19 protein-coding genes and 1 other annotated feature are annotated in these 19,646 nt (G+C 41.7%); all 19 genes read left to right on the top strand.

Features of this window, described 5'->3' with window-relative positions; genetic code table 11:
• The first annotated feature begins 116 nt into the window (after positions 1-116).
• The 19 genes from GPS65_RS09235 (at position 117) to ileS (ending at position 19,644) form a co-directional block, all read left to right on the top strand.
• Positions 117-3,593, top strand: coding sequence for a S8 family peptidase (locus GPS65_RS09235; RefSeq protein ID WP_119124810.1), 3,477 nt, complete (start codon positions 117-119; stop codon positions 3,591-3,593).
• Between the two features lie 233 nt (positions 3,594-3,826).
• The gene (gene spoIIGA, locus GPS65_RS09230; protein ID WP_012009877.1) at positions 3,827-4,756 is read left to right on the top strand and encodes a sigma-E processing peptidase SpoIIGA; all 930 of its coding nucleotides are present in this window, start codon (positions 3,827-3,829) and stop codon (positions 4,754-4,756) included.
• 58 nt (positions 4,757-4,814) lie between these two features.
• Positions 4,815-5,534 (top strand): RNA polymerase sporulation sigma factor SigE, encoded by a 720-nt coding sequence (gene sigE / locus GPS65_RS09225; protein WP_012009878.1) that lies wholly within the window; start codon positions 4,815-4,817, stop codon positions 5,532-5,534.
• Positions 5,535-5,676: 142 nt separating this feature from the next.
• Positions 5,677-6,456, top strand: coding sequence for an RNA polymerase sporulation sigma factor SigG (gene sigG, locus GPS65_RS09220; RefSeq protein ID WP_003211879.1), 780 nt, complete (start codon positions 5,677-5,679; stop codon positions 6,454-6,456).
• A gap of 151 nt (positions 6,457-6,607) precedes the next feature.
• Positions 6,608-7,546: a sugar-binding transcriptional regulator gene (locus GPS65_RS09215; protein WP_012009879.1), complete on the top strand. Its 939-nt coding sequence runs from the start codon at positions 6,608-6,610 to the stop codon at positions 7,544-7,546.
• A gap of 244 nt (positions 7,547-7,790) precedes the next feature.
• Positions 7,791-9,035, top strand: a complete 1,245-nt coding sequence (locus GPS65_RS09210) for an NAD(P)H-dependent oxidoreductase (RefSeq protein WP_012009880.1) — start codon at positions 7,791-7,793, stop codon at positions 9,033-9,035.
• Positions 9,036-9,047: 12 nt separating this feature from the next.
• Positions 9,048-9,479 carry a transcriptional regulator GutM gene (locus tag GPS65_RS09205; RefSeq protein WP_003212289.1) on the top strand — a complete coding sequence of 144 codons (432 nt, stop codon included), beginning with the start codon at positions 9,048-9,050 and terminating at the stop codon, positions 9,477-9,479.
• 18 nt (positions 9,480-9,497) lie between these two features.
• A complete protein-coding gene (gene srlA, locus GPS65_RS09200; protein WP_003210918.1) occupies positions 9,498-10,028 on the top strand; it encodes a PTS glucitol/sorbitol transporter subunit IIC in 531 nt (176 codons plus the stop codon).
• Between the two features lie 13 nt (positions 10,029-10,041).
• Positions 10,042-11,052: a PTS glucitol/sorbitol transporter subunit IIB gene (srlE, locus tag GPS65_RS09195; protein ID WP_012009881.1), complete on the top strand. Its 1,011-nt coding sequence runs from the start codon at positions 10,042-10,044 to the stop codon at positions 11,050-11,052.
• 26 nt (positions 11,053-11,078) lie between these two features.
• The gene (locus GPS65_RS09190; RefSeq protein WP_007499733.1) at positions 11,079-11,435 is read left to right on the top strand and encodes a PTS glucitol/sorbitol transporter subunit IIA; all 357 of its coding nucleotides are present in this window, start codon (positions 11,079-11,081) and stop codon (positions 11,433-11,435) included.
• A 129-nt stretch (positions 11,436-11,564) separates the two neighbouring features.
• On the top strand, positions 11,565-12,341 hold the full coding sequence (locus GPS65_RS09185) for an ABC transporter ATP-binding protein (protein ID WP_119125692.1): 777 nt from the start codon (positions 11,565-11,567) through the stop codon (positions 12,339-12,341).
• A gap of 79 nt (positions 12,342-12,420) precedes the next feature.
• Positions 12,421-12,657: a YlmC/YmxH family sporulation protein gene (locus GPS65_RS09180; RefSeq protein ID WP_008344958.1), complete on the top strand. Its 237-nt coding sequence runs from the start codon at positions 12,421-12,423 to the stop codon at positions 12,655-12,657.
• Between the two features lie 212 nt (positions 12,658-12,869).
• On the top strand, positions 12,870-13,733 hold the full coding sequence (pgeF, locus tag GPS65_RS09175; RefSeq protein WP_119124811.1) for a peptidoglycan editing factor PgeF: 864 nt from the start codon (positions 12,870-12,872) through the stop codon (positions 13,731-13,733).
• A 6-nt stretch (positions 13,734-13,739) separates the two neighbouring features.
• Positions 13,740-14,429 (top strand): YggS family pyridoxal phosphate-dependent enzyme, encoded by a 690-nt coding sequence (locus GPS65_RS09170; RefSeq protein ID WP_088001540.1) that lies wholly within the window; start codon positions 13,740-13,742, stop codon positions 14,427-14,429.
• Between the two features lies 1 nt (position 14,430).
• Entirely contained in the window at positions 14,431-14,889 is a 459-nt protein-coding gene (sepF, locus tag GPS65_RS09165; RefSeq protein ID WP_003212271.1) for a cell division protein SepF, read from the top strand.
• Between the two features lie 6 nt (positions 14,890-14,895).
• Positions 14,896-15,177, top strand: a complete 282-nt coding sequence (locus GPS65_RS09160) for a YggT family protein (RefSeq protein WP_119124812.1) — start codon at positions 14,896-14,898, stop codon at positions 15,175-15,177.
• 53 nt (positions 15,178-15,230) lie between these two features.
• A complete protein-coding gene (locus tag GPS65_RS09155; RefSeq protein WP_119124813.1) occupies positions 15,231-16,007 on the top strand; it encodes a YlmH family RNA-binding protein in 777 nt (258 codons plus the stop codon).
• Between the two features lie 26 nt (positions 16,008-16,033).
• Positions 16,034-16,528, top strand: a complete 495-nt coding sequence (locus GPS65_RS09150) for a DivIVA domain-containing protein (RefSeq protein WP_003211323.1) — start codon at positions 16,034-16,036, stop codon at positions 16,526-16,528.
• A 59-nt stretch (positions 16,529-16,587) separates the two neighbouring features.
• Positions 16,588-16,819, top strand: a binding site (T-box leader).
• Positions 16,820-16,878: 59 nt separating this feature from the next.
• Entirely contained in the window at positions 16,879-19,644 is a 2,766-nt protein-coding gene (gene ileS / locus GPS65_RS09145; protein ID WP_119124814.1) for an isoleucine--tRNA ligase, read from the top strand.
• The last annotated feature ends 2 nt before the right edge of the window (positions 19,645-19,646 follow it).

Here is a 19,646-nt window from a genome sequence, read left to right as displayed (position 1 = left end):
AATGATGAACTTTATTTGACTACATTAAATAGAACAACATGAATCTTGTCATGAACAATAGAAGGAAAGGAGTGAGACCTATACTCTGTTTGGCCATTTGAGGAGGAGGGATTTGATTGAAATTGAAGTTTCGCAAGACCGCCGGCTATCGTTTGATGAGTCTTTTGGTGATTGGTACTTTAACGATGACAAGCTTTGGGATGGTTCAAGCAAAATCGACTTCTACCTCATATCAGGAGGAAGCTGTCTCCTCTAAGACAACAAAAGCAAAGATCTCATCTAGATTAATGAAACAGTTTCAGCAGGATGATCAGGTGACTTTTTTAATCAAAATGAAAGAGCAAACAAATACGAAAAAAGTGGCGAAGGAAGCGGTGTCCAAAGCCAAAAAACAGAAATTAACAGCGGCTAAAACACAATACACAAAAAGATCAGCTGTCGTATCCGAATTAAGAGCAACATCTGAGGAGACGCAGCAAGCGCTGCTTACGTATTTACAAAAAGAGAAAAAGAAAAAGCAAGTGAAGGAGATTCATTCGTACTATATTGTGAATGGTCTAGCGGTGACGGGAACGAAAGAAGTCATGGAAAAGGTGGCTGCCTTCCCGGAAGTAGATCAAGTGCTGCCAAATGAAACTCGTCAAATTCACCGCCCCGTTGATTTGAAGACGAAGCAAAAAAAACAAATGAAAGCAGTAGATGGAGTCGAGTGGAACATTTCTCAAATTCATGCTCCAGACGCATGGGCTTTAGGTTATGACGGTACTGGTACAGTTGTGGCAAGTATTGATACAGGAGTGGAATGGGATCATCCTGCTTTAAAGGAAAAATACCGCGGGTTTGATCCAGCACATCCGAATGAACCAACGCATGAATTCAATTGGTACGATGCTACGACAGGATCTGAAGCACCATATGATGATTTAGAGCATGGTACCCATGTAACGGGAACGATGGTTGGCTCTGAGCCAGATGGAAAGAATCAAATCGGAGTCGCACCGGGGGCAAAATGGATCGCGGTGAAAGCTTTCTCAGAAGATGGTGGTACAGATGCTGATCTGCTTGACGCAGGTGAGTGGATTTTAGCACCAAAAGATGACGCAGGAAACCCACATCCAGAAAAGGCACCAGATGTCGTCAATAATTCTTGGGGCGGTGGACCTGGTCTTGATGATTGGTATAAGGATGTCGTCAATGCTTGGAGAGCCGCAGACATCTTCCCAGAGTTTTCAGCTGGCAATACCGATTTATTCAACCCTGGTGGTGAAGGCTCCATTGCGAATCCTGCGAACTATCAAGAGGCCTTTGCAACGGGCGCTACGGATCAAAATAATAAATTGGGGTCTTTCTCACTGCAAGGTCCGTCTCCATATGGCGTCATGAAACCAGACATTGCGGCGCCAGGGGTAAACATTCGTTCATCCATTCCTGGGAAAGGGTATGAAGATGGCTGGAACGGGACGTCGATGGCTGGCCCGCATGTGTCAGCTGTTGTGGCTCTTCTTCGCCAAGCACAGTCAGATCTTTCAGTTGAACAGATTGAACAAATACTGATTGATACTGCGAAGCCGTTAACTGATCAGCAATTCCCAGAATCACCTAACAATGGCTATGGGGCAGGTTTAGTTGATGCAAGAGAGGCAATTACAGCATTAACAGATGGAATTGGGATGGTTGAAGGACAGGTGACAAACGAAGATGTTCATTTAGATGAGATGAAAATTCCAGATCAAACCATGCCTAAAAAAAATAAGGCTGTACATCCACATAAAAAAGAAAAAAATCTAACTACTCCGTTCATCAAAGCTCTTCCTATGAAAGCGGAAATCAGTGTTCTTGAAAGCGGCAAGTCAACGTACACAGATGAAGCGACAGGGAGATATCAGCTTCCTCATAGTGCAGGAGAATTCACAGTGAAAGCGGAAGCTTACGGATTTGAATCACGCACACAAACCGTCCATATTTCTTCAAATGAAACGGCTGAGGCGAATTTCGCCTTACAGCCACTAAAGAAACGAACGATATCTGGCACAATTGCCAACGAAACAACGGGTGAAAAAATAAAGGATGCAACGGTTTATCTTGTAGAGGATGCGAAAATTAAGCCGGTGAAAACAAATGAATCTGGCGAATTTTCTATAGAGGCATTGAGCGGTGCCTATACCGTCAAAGTATTTGCCAAAGGGTTTAAAGGATATTCTTTTACAGCAGATGTGACAGAAAAGCCGGTGGAAAAAGCCATTCAGCTAGAGCCATTCATCGGATTTGCTGGTGAGATTGGCTATGATGACGGTACAGCTGAAAATGCGAGAGCCTTCTATGATCCAGGCAATGGCTGGGCTGTGAAGTTTTCACTAGAAAAGGGGAAGAAACAAGCGCAACTCACAGGAGGGCTTTTCCGATTCTGGTCATCAGAGTGGCCAGCTCCTGGAGGGAATGAATTTGCGGTGGAAGTGTATGACGCTTCTGGGAAGAACGGAGCTCCAGGAGAGAAAATAGCAGGACCTCTAAAAGCAAATGCACTGCGTAATGGTGAATGGACAAAAGTAGACTTAGAAGACCAAGCCATTACGGTGGATGGAGATTTCTATCTTGTCTATATTCAAACGAAAAAGAATACAGAATCTCCAGGCCTTGCAACTGATGAGGATGGACCAAATGCTGAAAGAAGCTGGCAGCTCACAAGCGGTGCTTTTTCTCCTTCTCCAAAAGAAGAGGGGAATTATATGATTCGTGCGCTTGTTGACTATGAAGCAGATGTGCCAGAGATTACATCACCAAAGGCAGGAATCATTACGAACAAAGGTGAACTGGAGATTGAAGGCAAAGCCTCTCCTGGGCTTGATGTGGCGATCTATCAAAACGATGAAGAGATTGCCAAAGTGAAAGCAGATCAGTCAGGCGCTTTCAAAGAAAAGGTCACAGTTTCAAGCGGAGAGCATGTATTCACGGCTGCAACTGTTACGGATAAAGGCGCAACAAAACGATCAACACCAGTAAAGGTGATCATTGATCAAACAGCTCCAGCGCTTACCATCGATACACCGAAAAAAGGGGAAAAGACAAATAAAGAATCGCTCACTGTAGAAGGAAAGGCCACAGACGATCATCTTGATCAAGTCACCGTAAATGGAAAAAAGGCAACCATAAAAGATGGGACATATTCCGCAAGAATACTACTTGAGAACGGGAAAAATACGATCAAAGTCATAGCGAAAGATGCAGCAGGAAACAAAACGACTAAAAAAATCAATATCGATGTCCAATATGAGGCACCTGAGATTTCTGAGCTGACTCCAGCAGAGAATGTCCATCTTGCATCAGGGGAGTCTGTTAAAATTTCATTCCACAGCAGAGAAAAGCTAGACGCAACGTTTGTCATTCACATGCCGCTGACAAACGCGAGATCAAAGCTTCAAAATACTACAGAGCTGCCGCTTCGCGAAGTATCGAGCGGTACGTATGAAGGGTACTGGACTGCTACTTCTACCGCTAAAGCAAAAAGTGCGGTCATTGAGGTGATTGTGCGAGATGATTATGGAAATGTCACAAGACAAAAAGCTTCAGGCACATTAAATATCAATGAAAAGTAATTTAAACAAAAGACACGACTTCTAGGAGCGTGTCTTTTTTCTTTCAAAAAGGTTTGAAGGCTCGTCCAGAAAAATCTCTCTCAATCCTCGACAAAAACAATAACAATCCACCAAAAGTTCTCTATCATCCCCAACAAGAATTGACAGACTTCCATCTCATGACTGTTTTATACTGGTACAAACAAGTGCAAGTACTGCTTTTGATTCTTTGTTTCAGATGAAAGGAGCAGAAGGTGGTCATTTATTTAGATGTGATTTGGCTGTTAAACTTTTGTTTTGATCTATTGCTTCTCTTACTCACTGCATTTATTCTCAAACGACAAGTAAAAAAAAGGCGATATATGTTAGGAGCTCTCATTGGATCGAGCATTGTTCTCTTGCTCTTTACACCATTTGCAATGGTTGTGTCACACCCTTTAGGCAAACTACTTTTTTCTATCTTCATCGTTCTTGCAACCTTTGGTTTTCAAAGATTTCGTTCCTTTTTTCAAAATCTGTTTGCTTTTTACTTTGTAACATTTTTGATGGGAGGAGGCATGATCGGGGTTCATTCATTTTTGCAAACCAATACAGTGATTCAAAATGGTCTGCTGATTTCACAAAATGATGGCTTTGGTGATCCAATTAGCTGGCTTTTTGTTTTAACTGGGTTTCCTGCAATTTGGCTGTTTTCAAAGAAAAGATTAGGAGAGGTTGGTACGAAAAAAAGACAATATGATGAACAAGTGCTTGTGGAACTACACATTCACGGAGAGACCATTCGTTTAAAGGGACTCGTTGATTCTGGCAACCAGCTGTATGATCCTATGACCAAAACACCGGTTATGATCGTCCAGGCCGACCATCTAACGGCCATTTGCGGAGAATCGTTTATAGACCTCATGAAACAGTCTCATCCTGTTGAAGTCATGCAAAAGATCGATGATCAATTTCCTCTTCTTGATCGATTAAGACTTGTTCCATATCGAGCAGTCGGTCATGATCACGGCTTTCTACTATGCCTAAAACCAGATACAGTTGTCATTTATTCAAAGACGCATATGATTCAGCCAGCTAAGTGTTTTGTAGGGTTGAGTCTGAGCGGCTTATCGGCAGATCAGGAATTTCAATCCATCATTCATCCAGATATGTTAGACGGGAAAATCATCCAGGGGGTGTCGTAGTTTTTGGTGATGTCTTTTATCTTACGAGGTCAACTTGACATTTAGAAGGGAGAAGAAGATGAAAAAAATAAAATTTAAACTCACTTACTACTGGTATAAACTCCTCATGAAGCTAGGTCTAAAGAGTGATGAAATATATTATATTGGTGGAAGTGAAGCGCTCCCGCCTCCATTATCAAAGGATGAAGAGCAGGAGCTGCTTGTCAAATTACCAAAAGGTGATCAAACCGCAAGAGCGATTTTAATTGAAAGAAATTTACGTTTAGTCGTTTACATCGCAAGAAAATTTGAGAACACGGGTATTAATATTGAGGACTTAATTAGTATCGGAACCATTGGTTTGATCAAAGCAGTCAATACATTTAACCCAGAAAAAAAGATCAAACTTGCAACATATGCGTCGAGATGTATTGAAAATGAGATTTTGATGTACTTGCGTCGAAATAACAAAATCCGGTCAGAAGTTTCGTTTGATGAGCCGCTCAACATTGATTGGGACGGAAATGAACTGCTTTTATCAGACGTACTTGGAACAGATGATGATATTATCACACGCGATATTGAAGCAAATGTAGATAAAAAATTGCTAAAAAAAGCGCTAGAGCAATTAAATGACCGCGAAAAGCAGATCATGGAACTTAGATTTGGCTTAGTTGGCGGTGAGGAAAAAACCCAAAAAGATGTTGCTGACATGCTTGGGATTTCTCAGTCTTATATTTCGAGGCTTGAAAAAAGAATCATTAAACGATTACAAAAAGAATTTAATAAAATGGTCTAAAAATTTTTTTGGAAAGCTCTGTCCCTGCACTGTCAAAGGAAACAACCTTTTTTCTCATGATTCTCGTCATCGCTCGTGCATATTTTTCCATCCCAAGGAGATACTGAACTTTGTACAACAGCTCCTGTAGGGAGGGAAAAAAGTGTCCAGAAATAAAGTGGAAATCTGCGGAGTCGACACCTCCAAGCTGCCTGTTCTGAAAAATGACGAGATGAGAAAATTGTTCAGACAGCTGCAAGATGAGGGTGACGATACAGCAAGAGAAAAGCTAGTCAATGGCAATTTACGGTTGGTTTTAAGTGTGATTCAGCGTTTCAACAACAGAGGCGAGTATGTCGATGATCTCTTTCAAGTAGGCTGTATCGGATTAATGAAATCAATTGATAATTTTGATTTAAGCCACAATGTCAGATTTTCAACTTATGCGGTTCCTATGATCATAGGAGAAATCCGTCGATACTTGCGTGATAACAACCCGATTCGGGTGTCTCGCTCACTAAGAGATATTGCCTATAAGGCACTTCAGGTCCGTGAGAGGCTGATTAGTGAGACAAGCAAGGAGCCAACTGCAGAAGACATTGCCAAAGTGCTGGAAGTGCCTCATGAGGAAATTGTCTTTGCCTTAGATGCGATTCAAGATCCTGTCTCTTTGTTTGAACCGATCTATAATGACGGAGGAGATCCGATTTATGTGATGGATCAAATTAGTGATGAACGGAACAAAGATACACAATGGGTGGAAGAATTGGCCTTAAAAGAGGGCATGCGCAGATTGAACGACAGGGAAAAAATGATTCTTCGCAAACGCTTCTTCCAAGGCAAAACGCAAATGGAAGTCGCTGAGGAAATCGGAATTTCTCAAGCACAAGTCTCGAGGCTTGAAAAAGCAGCCATTAAACAAATGAATAAAAACATCTTTTAAAGCCGCCGCTTCATGTGCGGCTTTTTTCATTCTTATGAGAGAACACGCCTCTAGTATTGACTCTGTTATTTTTTTCATTTAATCTGTTTTTAACAAATGTTATTTTAGATAGCATTTGTTAGGGAACACTTAAGCGGAAAGAAGGGTTATTATGACATTCCATGATGAAAGAAGGCTGCTCATTAAGGTTGCGCATATGTATTATGAAGAAGGCGCCACTCAATCTAACATCGCAGAAGCGGTTGGGGTTAGTCGTTCGCTCATATCGAAATATTTGGCAAAAGCACGTGAAGCAGGAATCGTGGAAATCATTATTCATGATGAAGTCAACCAACAGTATGGGTCGTTAGAAAGAAAAATAGAACGCAAATATGGACTGAGAGAAGTTGTCTGTGTGGAAACACTCAGCAAAGACACAACCAAAAGCCGAATCGGAGCCGCGGCGGCAAATTTTTTATTAAAAGTGATGAAAGATGGACAAGTCATTGGGTTTTCCTCAGGGACCACGCTGCATGAAATGGCGAAAGCGCTTACGTCTGTTCAGCATTATCCATCCGTGACATTTGTTCCGCTTGTCGGAGGTGTGGGAAATGAAGACGTAGATATCCACGCCAACTATATTATTGCGAGATGCACAGAGGCACTCAAATCTAAATGTGAATTTTTACATGTACCCGTCATGCTTGATACGAAAGAAGCGAAAGATGTCCTGATCCGGCAGCCGTCGATCAAAAAAGTCATTGAACTAGGAGAATCATCAAATATCGCAGTTGTCGGAATTGGTGGTGTCCCGCAGCATTCAACGATGGTGAAATCTTATATGACAAGCGGCGAAGAAGACATCCTTCAAGCGAAAGATGTAGCAGGTGACATTTGCTATAACTTTATTGACCATCAAGGGGAAGTATATCCCCACCCATGGAACGACCGGGTGATGGGCATAAGCCCGCAAAAGCTAAAAGAAATTCCGCTTGTCATAGGTGTTGCAGGTGGTGAAGAGAAAATTGAAGCCATTCGGGCGGCATTAGCAGGTGGATTAATTCATGTATTAATTACCGATGAACGAACTGGAGATGCCTTATTAAAGTAACTACCTAATATCATTAGGTAGTTTTTTTGAGTCTTTAGACTCAAAAAGATTGAAAATTTTATCGATTTTAGCTTGACACAAAGTTGACACATCATATAAACTAAGTTCATAACAAATGATAAATAAAATAACAAATGTTACAAGAAACAGATTTTTGTTAATTTTTATAACATTTGTTAAAAGTTTCAGATTATATTTCTAGCAATCTACCCGAGAAGCAAGAAAACCTGAAAGGATGATTTAGATGTCAATCTATCAACAATTGTTAGCTCGAGAACGTAGTGGAGATCCAATCAAAGTAGGGATTATTGGTGCAGGCCAAATGGGCTTTGGACTCATTTCACAAATTTCTAAAATTCCAGGCATGATTGTTGCTGGTGTTTGTGATATCCACCTTAGTGCAGCAGAGAAGGCAGCGAATTTTTACAAGCAGCATGCAAAACCGCATCAAATGGTTGTCACAAATGATTACAGAGAAGTGATTCAATCAGATTCCGTGGAAGTTGTCGTAGACGCAACAGGTGTCCCAGAGGTCGGAGCAAACATTTCTTTGGAAGCGCTTAATTCAAAAAAACATCTCGTTCTTTTAAATGTAGAAGTTGATATTACCATCGGCTTGGTTATGCATAAGTTGTTCACAAATGCAGGACTTGTTTACTCAGGATCAGCTGGAGACGAACCAGCAGCAACACTAGAATTATATGAATTTGCGAAAACAATGGGGCTTGAGGTACTCGTTGCTGGTAAAGGAAAGAACAACCCATTCTTCCCAGAAGCAAATCCAGATACGTGTAAAGCAGAAGCAGATAGTAAACATATGAGTGCACATATGCTAGCTGCATTCCAAGACGGAACAAAAACAATGGCGGAAATGAACTTATTAAGTAACGCAACAGGGCTTCTACCAGATAAAGTCGGTATGCATGGAGTCGAAGCGAATTTAGAAAATGTTGCAGATAAATTGAATCAAAAACAGCAAGGCGGCGTGCTCGATAACTTCGGAGTCGTTGAATATGTCAATGGACTTGCACCAGGTGTATTTGTCATCGTGAAGAGTGATCTTGAGCCAGTAGATGAAGAGCTGCGTTACTTAAAAGTTGGAAAAGGCCCACACTACACACTTTACCGTCCTTTCCACTTAGCGAGTCTTGAAACACCTGTTACCATCGCAAAAGCGGTCTTACAACATGATTCATCTATTCACCCAATTGGTGTACCAGTATCAGAAACAGTCGCTGTGGCGAAAAGAGATATCAAAGCTGGAGAATCACTTGACGGAATTGGCGGATACTCCGTAAGAGGTGTTCTTGAAACACATCAAGACATGAAAACGAACGGCCACATTCCAATTGGCTTAATTAGCGGAAAAGTCGTAGCGAAAAAAGACATCAAATTAGGACAATTCCTCACTCACGATGATGTAGAGCTTGATTCAAACACAACGGTCTGGAAGCTGCGTTCATTACAAGATCACTTATTTCAATCATAAGGGCGTGAAGCTGTGGAAAAATTAGCGATCGTACTTTGTATCATTCTCATTGTGCAGTACGGGTTATCTTTTATTCAAATCAAGTACTACCGCAAGAGCATGGATTCACTTATTGATGATTACAGAGGGAAGCAAGGTTACCACTTATTTTCAGGAATGGAGCGGCGCAAAGTTGGCCCTGGTGCCATTGCGCTCATCATTGTGGATGAATCGTATATCATTCAAAAATGCCATGTGCTTGGCGGTGTGTCGATCTTATCTAAGTTTAAAGAAGTCCCTTCATATGAAGGAAAGCATGTAGGGGCTGTGTTAGACGAGCACCATATGATGAAGCAGACGTTGAAAAAACGCAAAAAGGGGCCAGCTGTCATGCACGCACTTTCCATGGCAGCTGAACAGGCACTTGTCTCGATTTCGAAAAAAAATATAACAAATGTGAACTAAAGAAAGGGGAGATGAAACATGGAATGGATTCAATGGTTTGGAGAGCACTTTATCGGAATGTTTGAAGCCGGCGGAAAGCAATTCATGGGTCTTGTTACAGGTATCGTTCCAACGCTTGTTGTGTTACTTACTTTCACTTATGCTGTCATGAAGTTTATTGGAGAAGAGCGAGTGAATAGAGCAATTCAGTTTGCTGCGAAATATACCATTTTACGCTACACGTTAATGCCGATCTTATCCGTACTTATTTTGACAAACCCAATGGCTTATACGTTTGGCCGATTCTTACCGGAAAAACAAAAACCAGCATTCTATGATTCAGCTGTTTCATTTGTTCATCCGGTGACATCACTGTTCCCATATGCCAACGCAGGAGAACTGTTTGTCTACTTAGGGATTGCGAACGGGATTAAAGAAGCAGGGTACTCAATGTCAGAGCTTGCTGTTCGGTACTTCTTAGTCGGGATCGTCGTCATTTTACTTCGCGGTATTATTACTGAATGGATTACAAAGTACTTAGCAGGAAAAATGAAAGCGAATTCACAATAGGGGAGGGTTAGACATGACAAACCACAAAGTATTTGTAGCAAAAGGTGCTGGCGGATGGGGCCAAGGCTTGGAGCTTGAACCAACCGGTAAAAGAAGAAAGGTTGTTTCCATTACAGGGGGAGGCATTCACCCAGTTGCACGTAAAATTGCAGAAATGACAGGGACAGAAGCATGTGATGGCTTTAAAAACTCGATACCAGAAGATGAAATGATGTGTGTTGTCATTGACTGCGGAGGAACTGCGCGAATCGGACTGTATCCAATGAAGCGCATTCCAACTGTAGACGTTTTGGCATCCTCTCCTTCTGGACCGCTTGCAAAACATATTACAGAGGATATCTTCGTATCAGGCGTCACAGAAAAAGATATTTCCTTTGCGGATGCATCAAGTGGTGAGGCAAAAGTAGAAGGTCAGGATAACAGTGAGCCGATTGACAAAGAGAATTTCAAAGAAACCTATTCAAAACTGAAAGAAGAAAATCTCGAGCGTCAGGAAAAAGGGAATTTCTTGATGAGGTTCTCAAGAGGAATTGGCAAAGTTACCGGTACGTTCTATCAGGCTGGTCGTGATTCCGTTGATATGCTTTTGAAAAACATTATTCCATTCATGGCATTTGTCAGTATGTTAATTGGAATTATCAATTATACAAAAATTGGTGACTTGATTGCCCATTTTCTATCACCACTGGCAGGATCTATATGGGGACTCTTACTACTCGTTGTGGTCTGTACATTGCCATTCCTATCACCTGTCTTAGGACCTGGTGCAGTCATTGCACAAGTCATCGGTGTTCTCATTGGTAGTCAAATTGCACTAGGGAATATTCCGCCTCAATTTGCACTTCCTGCACTATTTGCCATCAACGGTCAAGTAGGGTGTGATTTCATTCCAGTTGGGCTATCACTTGGTGAAGCGAAGCCGGAAACGGTACAATATGGAGTACCAGCTGTTTTGTATAGCCGTCTCATTACAGGGGTTCTATCTGTTGTGATCGCATACGCTGCCAGCTTCGGTATGTATTAAACGTATTAAAGGAGGAATCGAGATACATGGTTACACAATCTGTCGTAAAAGAAATCGGGATATTAGTCCCGCAATTTAAAGAAGATAAGCTGATTGTTTTATTTGGACCCGCAGCGCCGCAGGAATTAAGAGATATGTCCGTCATTCACGAGTTCGAACACTTAGAAGAAGAGCCGTTGAAATTGGGCGGTACCATTCAAGTGGGCGATCAAACGTACACGATTACAGCTCTCGGCAATAAAGCAAATGACAATTTTAAAGAACTCGGCCATATTTCGATCTACTTCCAAGAGCCGTTTGATGATGTATTACCGGGAGCTGTCTTTGCATCTCCGCACACGTTTCCTGATATAAAAGAAGGCGTACGAATTGAAATTTCGTAACGATAAAGAAAAGCTGTTCCTCAAAAGGAGCAGCTTTTTTATATGAGGTTTACCAGAAAGATCAATTGCGGTATGCTGTAAACATTCATTATTTGTTTATTCAGAATTTTTAATCAGGAGGAAATGATGGTGTCACTTGAATTAAAGAATGTTTCTTTAAAACGAAATGGAAAATGGTTGCTTCAGTCTGTTGACTGGCAGGTGAACAAAGAGGAGCACTGGGTGCTTTACGGTTTAAATGGTGCGGGGAAAACCGCTTTATTAAATATGCTCTGTTCATATTATTTCCCTACATCAGGTGAGATGACCGTGCTGGAGCATGTCTTTGGCAAGGAGGCTCTTGGCGAAAAGCTCAGGAAGAAAATTGGGCTCATTTCTGCAGGACTTGAAAAGAAACTGCACAGAGACGACAATGCATTTGAAATTGTGCTCAGCGGGGCATTTGCCTCCATTGGACTCTACGAAACCCCGACAGATGAGATAAGAGAAAAAGCCATTGATCTATTAAAAGCATTTGGTTCGTTCAAATATGCGAACCGGCCATATGAAACACTCTCACAAGGAGAAAAGCAGAAAGTCCTGATTGCGAGGGCTTTAATGAATGATCCTAAGCTCCTGATTTTAGATGAGCCTGTGACGGGTCTTGATTTTTTAGCAAGAGAACAGGTGCTAGAGACCATCTCATTCATTGCATCAAAGCCTGATGCGCCTACGATGCTTTACACGACCCATCATGCAGAAGAGATTTTGCCTGTTTTTCAGCACACTTTATTATTAAAAAATGGATCTGTTTTTGATCAAGGGAAAACAAAAGAGATGATGACAAGCGATTTGCTTTCTTCCTTCTTTGAATGTGCGGTAGATGTGATGTGGAGAAATGGCCGTCCTCACTTAAGTAAATTGTAGATAAAAGAAACTATTGGTCTGCGTCCCTGCTTTTCCATCATACATATTATAGTAGAAAACGAAAGGCGGGGAAGGACAGATGATCAGTATTTCTGAATTCCAAATCAAGGATGTTGTCGATGTGTCAAGCGGAAAAAAACTAGGCACCATTGGGGACATTGATATCAATGTGACGAGCGGTAAAATACAAGCAATCATTATCGGCGGAACAGGTAAAATGATGGGATTTTTCGGAAAAGAAGAGGAAATGATTGTGCCGTGGCGAAATATAGTAAAAATTGGCGAAGATGTGATACTTGTCCGATTATCTTCTTAAAATTCGTATAACTCCTCAATGAATCATTTAATAATCCTTAACAAAAGCTCTCCATTCTCAGCAAACAATGTCTTTTTCGGGTAAAAAGATTACGTTTTCATATCAATTTGCAAAAAAACCTGTAGAAAGGGCACATTTGAGTGTAATATTTAATGAATCCCACTAACTGTCTACGCATGTCTTGTGGTAAAATAGGAGCGATATAAAGAGAGATGAATGAAAGGTGGGAGGCAGCTTTGACACACAATTATGACCCCTTTCAGCAGAAATCACCTGATGCAATGATGATTCATGATTGGACGAACATGACATGTTCTGGTAAAGAGGTATTGGCCGGATTTACGACAAAAAATGGCGGCTTCAGCCTTTCTCCATATCAATCATTGAACACTGGACTCCATGTAGGAGATGATGCTTCTAGTGTCCAAATGAATCGTCAAGTCATAGCAGATGCTACTGCTGTGCCGCTCTCTGATTGGGTGTTTGCAGACCAAACACACGAGGACCGCATCAAGAAAGTCACCAAGGAGCAAAGAGGAAGAGGAAGTCTTCATTATCATGAGGCACTGCCTGGAACTGACGGATTATATACGTCTGAACCGAACATCATGCTCGCTCTTTGTTTCGCCGATTGTGTTCCGCTTTATTTTCTAGCTCCGCAACATGGCCTCATCGGAACAGCCCATGCCGGATGGAAAGGAACCGTCAAGCAAATTGGTGCAAAGATGGTAGATCTATGGGTCAACCAAGAAGGTGCTAAGACCGATCAAATACAAGTCGTCATTGGACCATCCATTGGCAATTGCTGCTACATAGTGGATGATGTAGTCTTAAATCAAGTGAAACAGCTTCCCTTTTCTACAGAGGATGTGTATTCCGTGATATCACAAGGACAATATAAATTAGACTTAAAAACATTAAACAAAAACGTATTGCTTCATGCAGGGATGAAAGAAGAAAACATACATGTCAGTTCGATGTGCACAAGCTGCAATGATCAGCTATTCTTCTCACATCGGCGTGATCAAGGAAAAACAGGACGTATGATGTCTTTTGTCGGGTTTAAGGAGGCATAAGAGCAATTGAATGTACGAGAGAATCTCAGACAAATAAATGAACAAATAAAAGAAGCATGTAAAAGAGCCGGTCGAAACCCAGACGATGTATCCGTCGTCGCTGTCACAAAATATGTCTCAATTGAACGAGCACAAGAAGCCAAAGAAGCAGGAATCTTGCATTTTGGTGAAAATCGTGACCAAGGGTTACTTGAAAAACAAGCATCTATAACCGATGAAAGCATTAGCTGGCACTTCATCGGTAGTCTACAAACACGAAAAGTAAAATCTGTCATTCAGACCATTGACTACTTACATTCGCTCGATAGGATCTCACTTGCGAATGAAATTGAAAAAAGAGCGGATCACACGGTTCGCTGTTTTGTACAAGTGAATACATCGCTGGAGGAGTCAAAGCACGGCCTGCAAAGTGAAGACGTGATTCCATTTGTGAAGCAGCTCGCTGATTTCAAAAAGATTGAAATTGCTGGACTGATGACAATGGCTCCATTTACAGATGATCACACTGTGATACGAAACTGCTTTAAAACATTAAAAAACCTTCAAGAAGAAGTAAAACATCTTAACCAAGTAAATGCACCTTGTCAGCATTTATCGATGGGCATGTCAAATGATTTTGAAATCGCAATTGAAGAAGGTGCGACATTCGTTCGGATTGGCTCTTCACTTGTTGGAAATGAAACAGGAGGTGCGTGACATGAGTATAAAAAATAAGTTTAAAAGCTTTTTCACTCTCGACGATGAAGAGTATGAGTACGAATATATTGATGAAGAAAGAGAACCAGTCCAAGAAGAAAAAGGAACGAAGGACAAAGCGGCATTTCAAGAGCGTCCGCAGACAGGAAAACAAAATGTCGTCAGCTTGCAAAGCGTGCAGAAATCCTCTAAAGTGGTGTTAAGTGAGCCGCGTGTTTATGCAGAAGCGCAGGAGATTGCAGACCATATTAAAAACAGACGTGCAGTCGTCGTCAATTTGCAGCGCATTCAGCACGATCAAGCAAAGCGAATCATCGACTTCTTAAGCGGAACTGTTTATGCAATCGGTGGAGACATCCAGCGCATTGGCTCGAATATATTCCTCTGCACACCTGATAATGTGGATGTATCTGGCACAATATCAGAACTTCTGACAGAGGAAGAACCTCAGAGGTGGTAAATCATAGTGATTCTATATTACATTTTCCAGTTTTTGCAAACTGTATTAACGATTTACTCGTTCGCGATTATTATTTACATCTTCATGTCATGGGTGCCATCTGCAAGAGAAACAGCAATTGGGCGCTTTCTGACAAATATTTGTGAACCGTATTTAGAACCATTTCGTAAAATTATTCCGCCAATTGGCATGATTGACATTTCGCCAATTGTGGCATTGCTTGTGATTCGTTTTGCATCATTATACGGACTAACTGGTCTTTACAATATGATTGCACGCTTCATGTAGACAGGCTGCCGGGCTTGGCACTGCCAGGCTCTTTTACATAAGAGGGGAACAAAATGAGCGATATTTATCAACATTTTAGAAAAGACGAACAGCCATTTGTTGACCAAGTGTTAGGCTGGAAAAAAATCGCACTTGACCAATATCGAATGAAATTAACAGACTTTCTTGATCCGCGGGAGCAGTTTATTACCCAGTCCGTCATCCAGCATGCTGATGAGCTTGGAATCATGTTTTTTGGCGGGTATGAAGGCGCGGAGCGGAAAAGAGCGCTCATTTATCCTGAATATTTAGAACCGGCTACTCAGGATGCTGAGCTGTCTTATTTTCAAGTGAACTATGCGAAAAAGTTTATTTCGCTAGAACATCCGAAGCTCCTTGGTTCACTGATTGGGACAGGCTTGAAGCGTCAAAAATTTGGAGATCTGTTATTTTCAGAGGAAGATGTGCAGTTTATTTGTACGAGTGATGTTGCTGATTTTGTACGGGCGCAGCTGACGCATGTCGGCAGAGCCTCCGTATCATTAGAGGAAATCACGCAGGCAGATTTAAAGCCGGTTACCAGTAAGACTGACATCAAAGAAGATACGATTTCTTCACTACGGCTTGATGCGGTATGTGCTGCAATCAGCCGTCAATCTCGGCAAAAGGCACAACTTTTTGTCAAAAATGGGCTTGTTAAAGTTAACTGGAAAGTCACTGAGGACCCTTCCTTTACAATTGGAGAAGGCGATCAGCTCTCTGTCAGGGGATTTGGCCGCTTTAGCCTCAAAACAATTGATGGGAAGACCAAAAAAGATAAATTTAAAGTAACATTTGAGCTTCTGACATAACGAACTTGAATCTGGAGGTGGCGAGGTTGCCATTAACACCTAATGATATTCATAATAAAACGTTCACAAAAAGCTTTCGCGGCTATGACGAAGATGAAGTAAATGAGTTTTTAAGCCAAGTACGTAAAGATTACGAAATCGTGCTTCGCAAAAAGAATGAACTCGAAGAAAAAGTAAACGAGCTTGACGAAAGACTAGGTCATTTTGCAACAATTGAAGAAACGTTAAACAAATCAATTCTTGTGGCGCAGGAAGCAGCAGAAGACGTCAAACGTCATTCTGATAAAGAAGCGAAATTGATCATTCGTGAAGCAGAGAAAAATGCAGATCGTATTATCAACGAAGCGCTATCTAAATCAAGAAAGATTGCGATGGAAATCGAAGAGCTTAAGAAGCAGTCAAAAGTCTTTAGAACTCGCTTCCAAATGCTCATCGAAGCTCAGCTTGATCTTCTAAAAAATGACGATTGGGATCATTTACTGGAATATGAAGTTGACGCTGTCTTTGACGAAAAAGAATAAGCGCATCATCTTGACATGACACGCTCATGTTGCATATAATACCATCATAAATTAACAAGAGATAAACGTTTGAAAGGGACACTCGCAGTTGTCATATACGTAATAAAGCGAATCAGGGGTGGTGGAAGCCTGACATTACGAGATGCTGCAATGAGATCACCCCTTTAGTTCCTTTTCTGAAATGATCAGTAAGAAAAGGCGTCTGATCACGTTACGATTTTAGAGTGGATAAGCGGCAATAGCGCTTGTCTAAAAGGGTGGTACCGCGAGACAAGCCTTCTCGTCCCTTATGGGATGAGAGGGCTTTTTTTATTGTTTTTTAATCAGAATTTGCATATGGAGGAATGGGTATGAACTACAAAGACACCTTATTAATGCCGAAAACAGAATTCCCTATGAGAGGGAACTTGCCGAACAAAGAGCCTGAAATCCAAGAGGAGTGGGCAGAAAAAGACATCTATCAAATGGTTTTAGAGCGGACAAAAGGACGCCCGACCTTTATTTTGCATGATGGACCTCCATATGCGAATGGTGACATTCATATGGGGCACGCCCTCAATAAAATTCTAAAAGATTTTATTGTCCGTTTTAAATCAATGAATGGGTTCCACGCACCGTACGTACCGGGCTGGGATACACATGGCTTACCAATTGAAACAGCACTCACAAAAAATAAAAAAGTCAAACGCAAAGAAATGTCTACAGCTGAATTCCGCAAACTATGCGAAGAGTATGCTTGGAAGCAAATCGAAGGACAGCGCAATCAGTTTAAGCGATTAGGCGTCAGAGCAGACTGGGACAATCCATATGTCACGCTAAAGCCTGAGTACGAAGCGCAGCAAATTCTTGTCTTCGGTGAAATGGCGAAGAGAGGCTATATTTACAAAGGATTAAAACCAGTTAACTGGTCTCCTTCAAGTGAGTCAGCTCTTGCTGAAGCGGAAATTGAATATAAAGACAAACGTTCACCATCCATTTACGTTTCATTTAAAGTGAAAGATGGAAAAGGCGTACTTGAAAACGACGAACAATTCATCATCTGGACAACAACACCTTGGACACTTCCTGCAAACCTTGGTATTTGTGTTCATCCCAACCTAGAGTACAGCGTTCTTCAAGTGGGTGCTGAGCGATATGTTGTTGCATCTGAACTCGTTGAACAAGTGGCAAAAACGCTTGGTTTTGAAGAGTATGAAGTTGTGAAAACATTAAAAGGAAAAGAATTAGACAACGTCGTTGCAGAGCATCCGATTTATGGTAGAGATTCACTTGTGATGCTTGGTGATCACGTGACAACAGATGCAGGTACAGGCTGTGTTCATACAGCGCCAGGTCACGGGGAGGATGACTTTATTGTCAGCATGAAGTACGGTCTAGACGTACTATGTCCAGTAGACGAAAAAGGTGTCATGACAGAAGAAGCGCCTGGTTTTGAAGGACTATTCTACGAAGATGCGAATAAAGCTATCACAGAACAGCTTGAAGCAAAAGGCGCGCTGAAAAAGCTCGACTTTATCACGCACTCTTACCCGCATGATTGGAGAACGAAAAAGCCAACGATTTATCGTGCAACCGCTCAGTGGTTTGCGTCGATTAAAGACTTCAGAGAAGCGCTTCTAGACAATATTAAAGAAACGAAATGGGTGCCAGCATGGGGCGAGACACGCCTTTTCAATATGGTGCGTGACAGAGGCGACTGGTGTATTTCAAGACAGCGTGTCTGGGGCGTTCCAATTCCGGTCTTTTATGCTGAAAATGGGGAGCCAATCATCACGGACGAAACCATTCAGCATGTCTCTCAATTATTTAGAGAACATGGCTCGAATATTTGGTTTGAAAAAGAAGCGAAAGAACTATTGCCAGAAGGCTTTACACATCCAGGCAGTCCGAACGGTGAATTCACAAAAGAGCAGGACATCATGGATGTATGGTTTGATTCCGGTTCTTCTCACCAAGCCGTTTTAGAAGAAAGAGATGACCTTGTTCGTCCGGCAGACCTTTACCTTGAAGGCTCTGACCAATATCGCGGCTGGTTTAACTCTTCCTTATCAACAGCAGTTGCGGTCACTGGAAAAGCACCGTATAAAGGTGTTCTGAGCCACGGCTTTACGCTTGATAAAGAAGGACGCAAGATGAGTAAATCATTAGGCAATACAATTGACCCAACAAAGGTAGCGAAGCAGCTTGGGGCGGAGATTCTAAGACTTTGGGTATCTTCTGTCAACTATCAAGCCGATCACCCGGTGTCTGATGATATCTTAAAACAAGTAGCAGAAGTCTATCGTAAAATCCGTAACACGTTCCGCTTCCTGCACGGTAACCTATTTGACTTTGATCCAGCAGTCAATGCGGTGCCTGTAGAAGAGCTTCGCGAAGTGGATCAATATATCTTGATCAAATTAAACAAATTGATTGAGAAAGTGAAAAAGGCATATGATGATTACGAATTTGCGGTCGTGTATCATGCGATTCACAATTTCTGTACAATTGAGCTAAGTTCTTTCTATCTCGACTTTGCAAAGGATGTCGTGTACATTGAGCATGCGGATCATCCAGACCGCCGCAGCATGCAGACGGTCTTCTACGAAACATTGATGGCGTTAGTGAAGCTGACTGCACCAATTCTTCCGCATACAGCAGATGAATTATGGAGCCACTTAAGCTTTGTTGAAGAGCCAAGTGTTCAATTAACAGATATGCCAAAAGGTGTGGCTGTTTCTCAAGCAGAAGCAACAGAAGCGAAGTTTGACCGCTTTATGGAAGTGCGTGACGATGTGCTAAAAGCGCTCGAAATTGCGCGTAATGAGAAAGTGATCGGACGTTCTCTTGAAGCAAGTGTGACCCTTTATGCGACAGAAGAAGTGAAAAACCTTCTTGCATCCATTAAAGAAGATGTGAAACAGCTCTTTATCATCTCTGAATTAACGGTAGAAGATGCGCAAAATGCTGACACATCCGCACCTGAATACACTTCAGGAAGAATTGTGGTTCAAAAAGCAGAAGGAGAACTATGCGAACGTTCTCGTATTATTTCTAAAGATGTTGGTGCAAATCCGAAATACCCAACATTGTCACTGAAAAATGCTGAAATCGTGGAAAAATATTACCAGAATTAACA

This window comes from Bacillus pumilus (genome assembly GCF_009937765.1).
In the GTDB taxonomy this organism is placed as follows: domain Bacteria; phylum Bacillota; class Bacilli; order Bacillales; family Bacillaceae; genus Bacillus; species Bacillus pumilus_O.
This window is presented reverse-complemented; position numbering and strand designations above follow the sequence as displayed.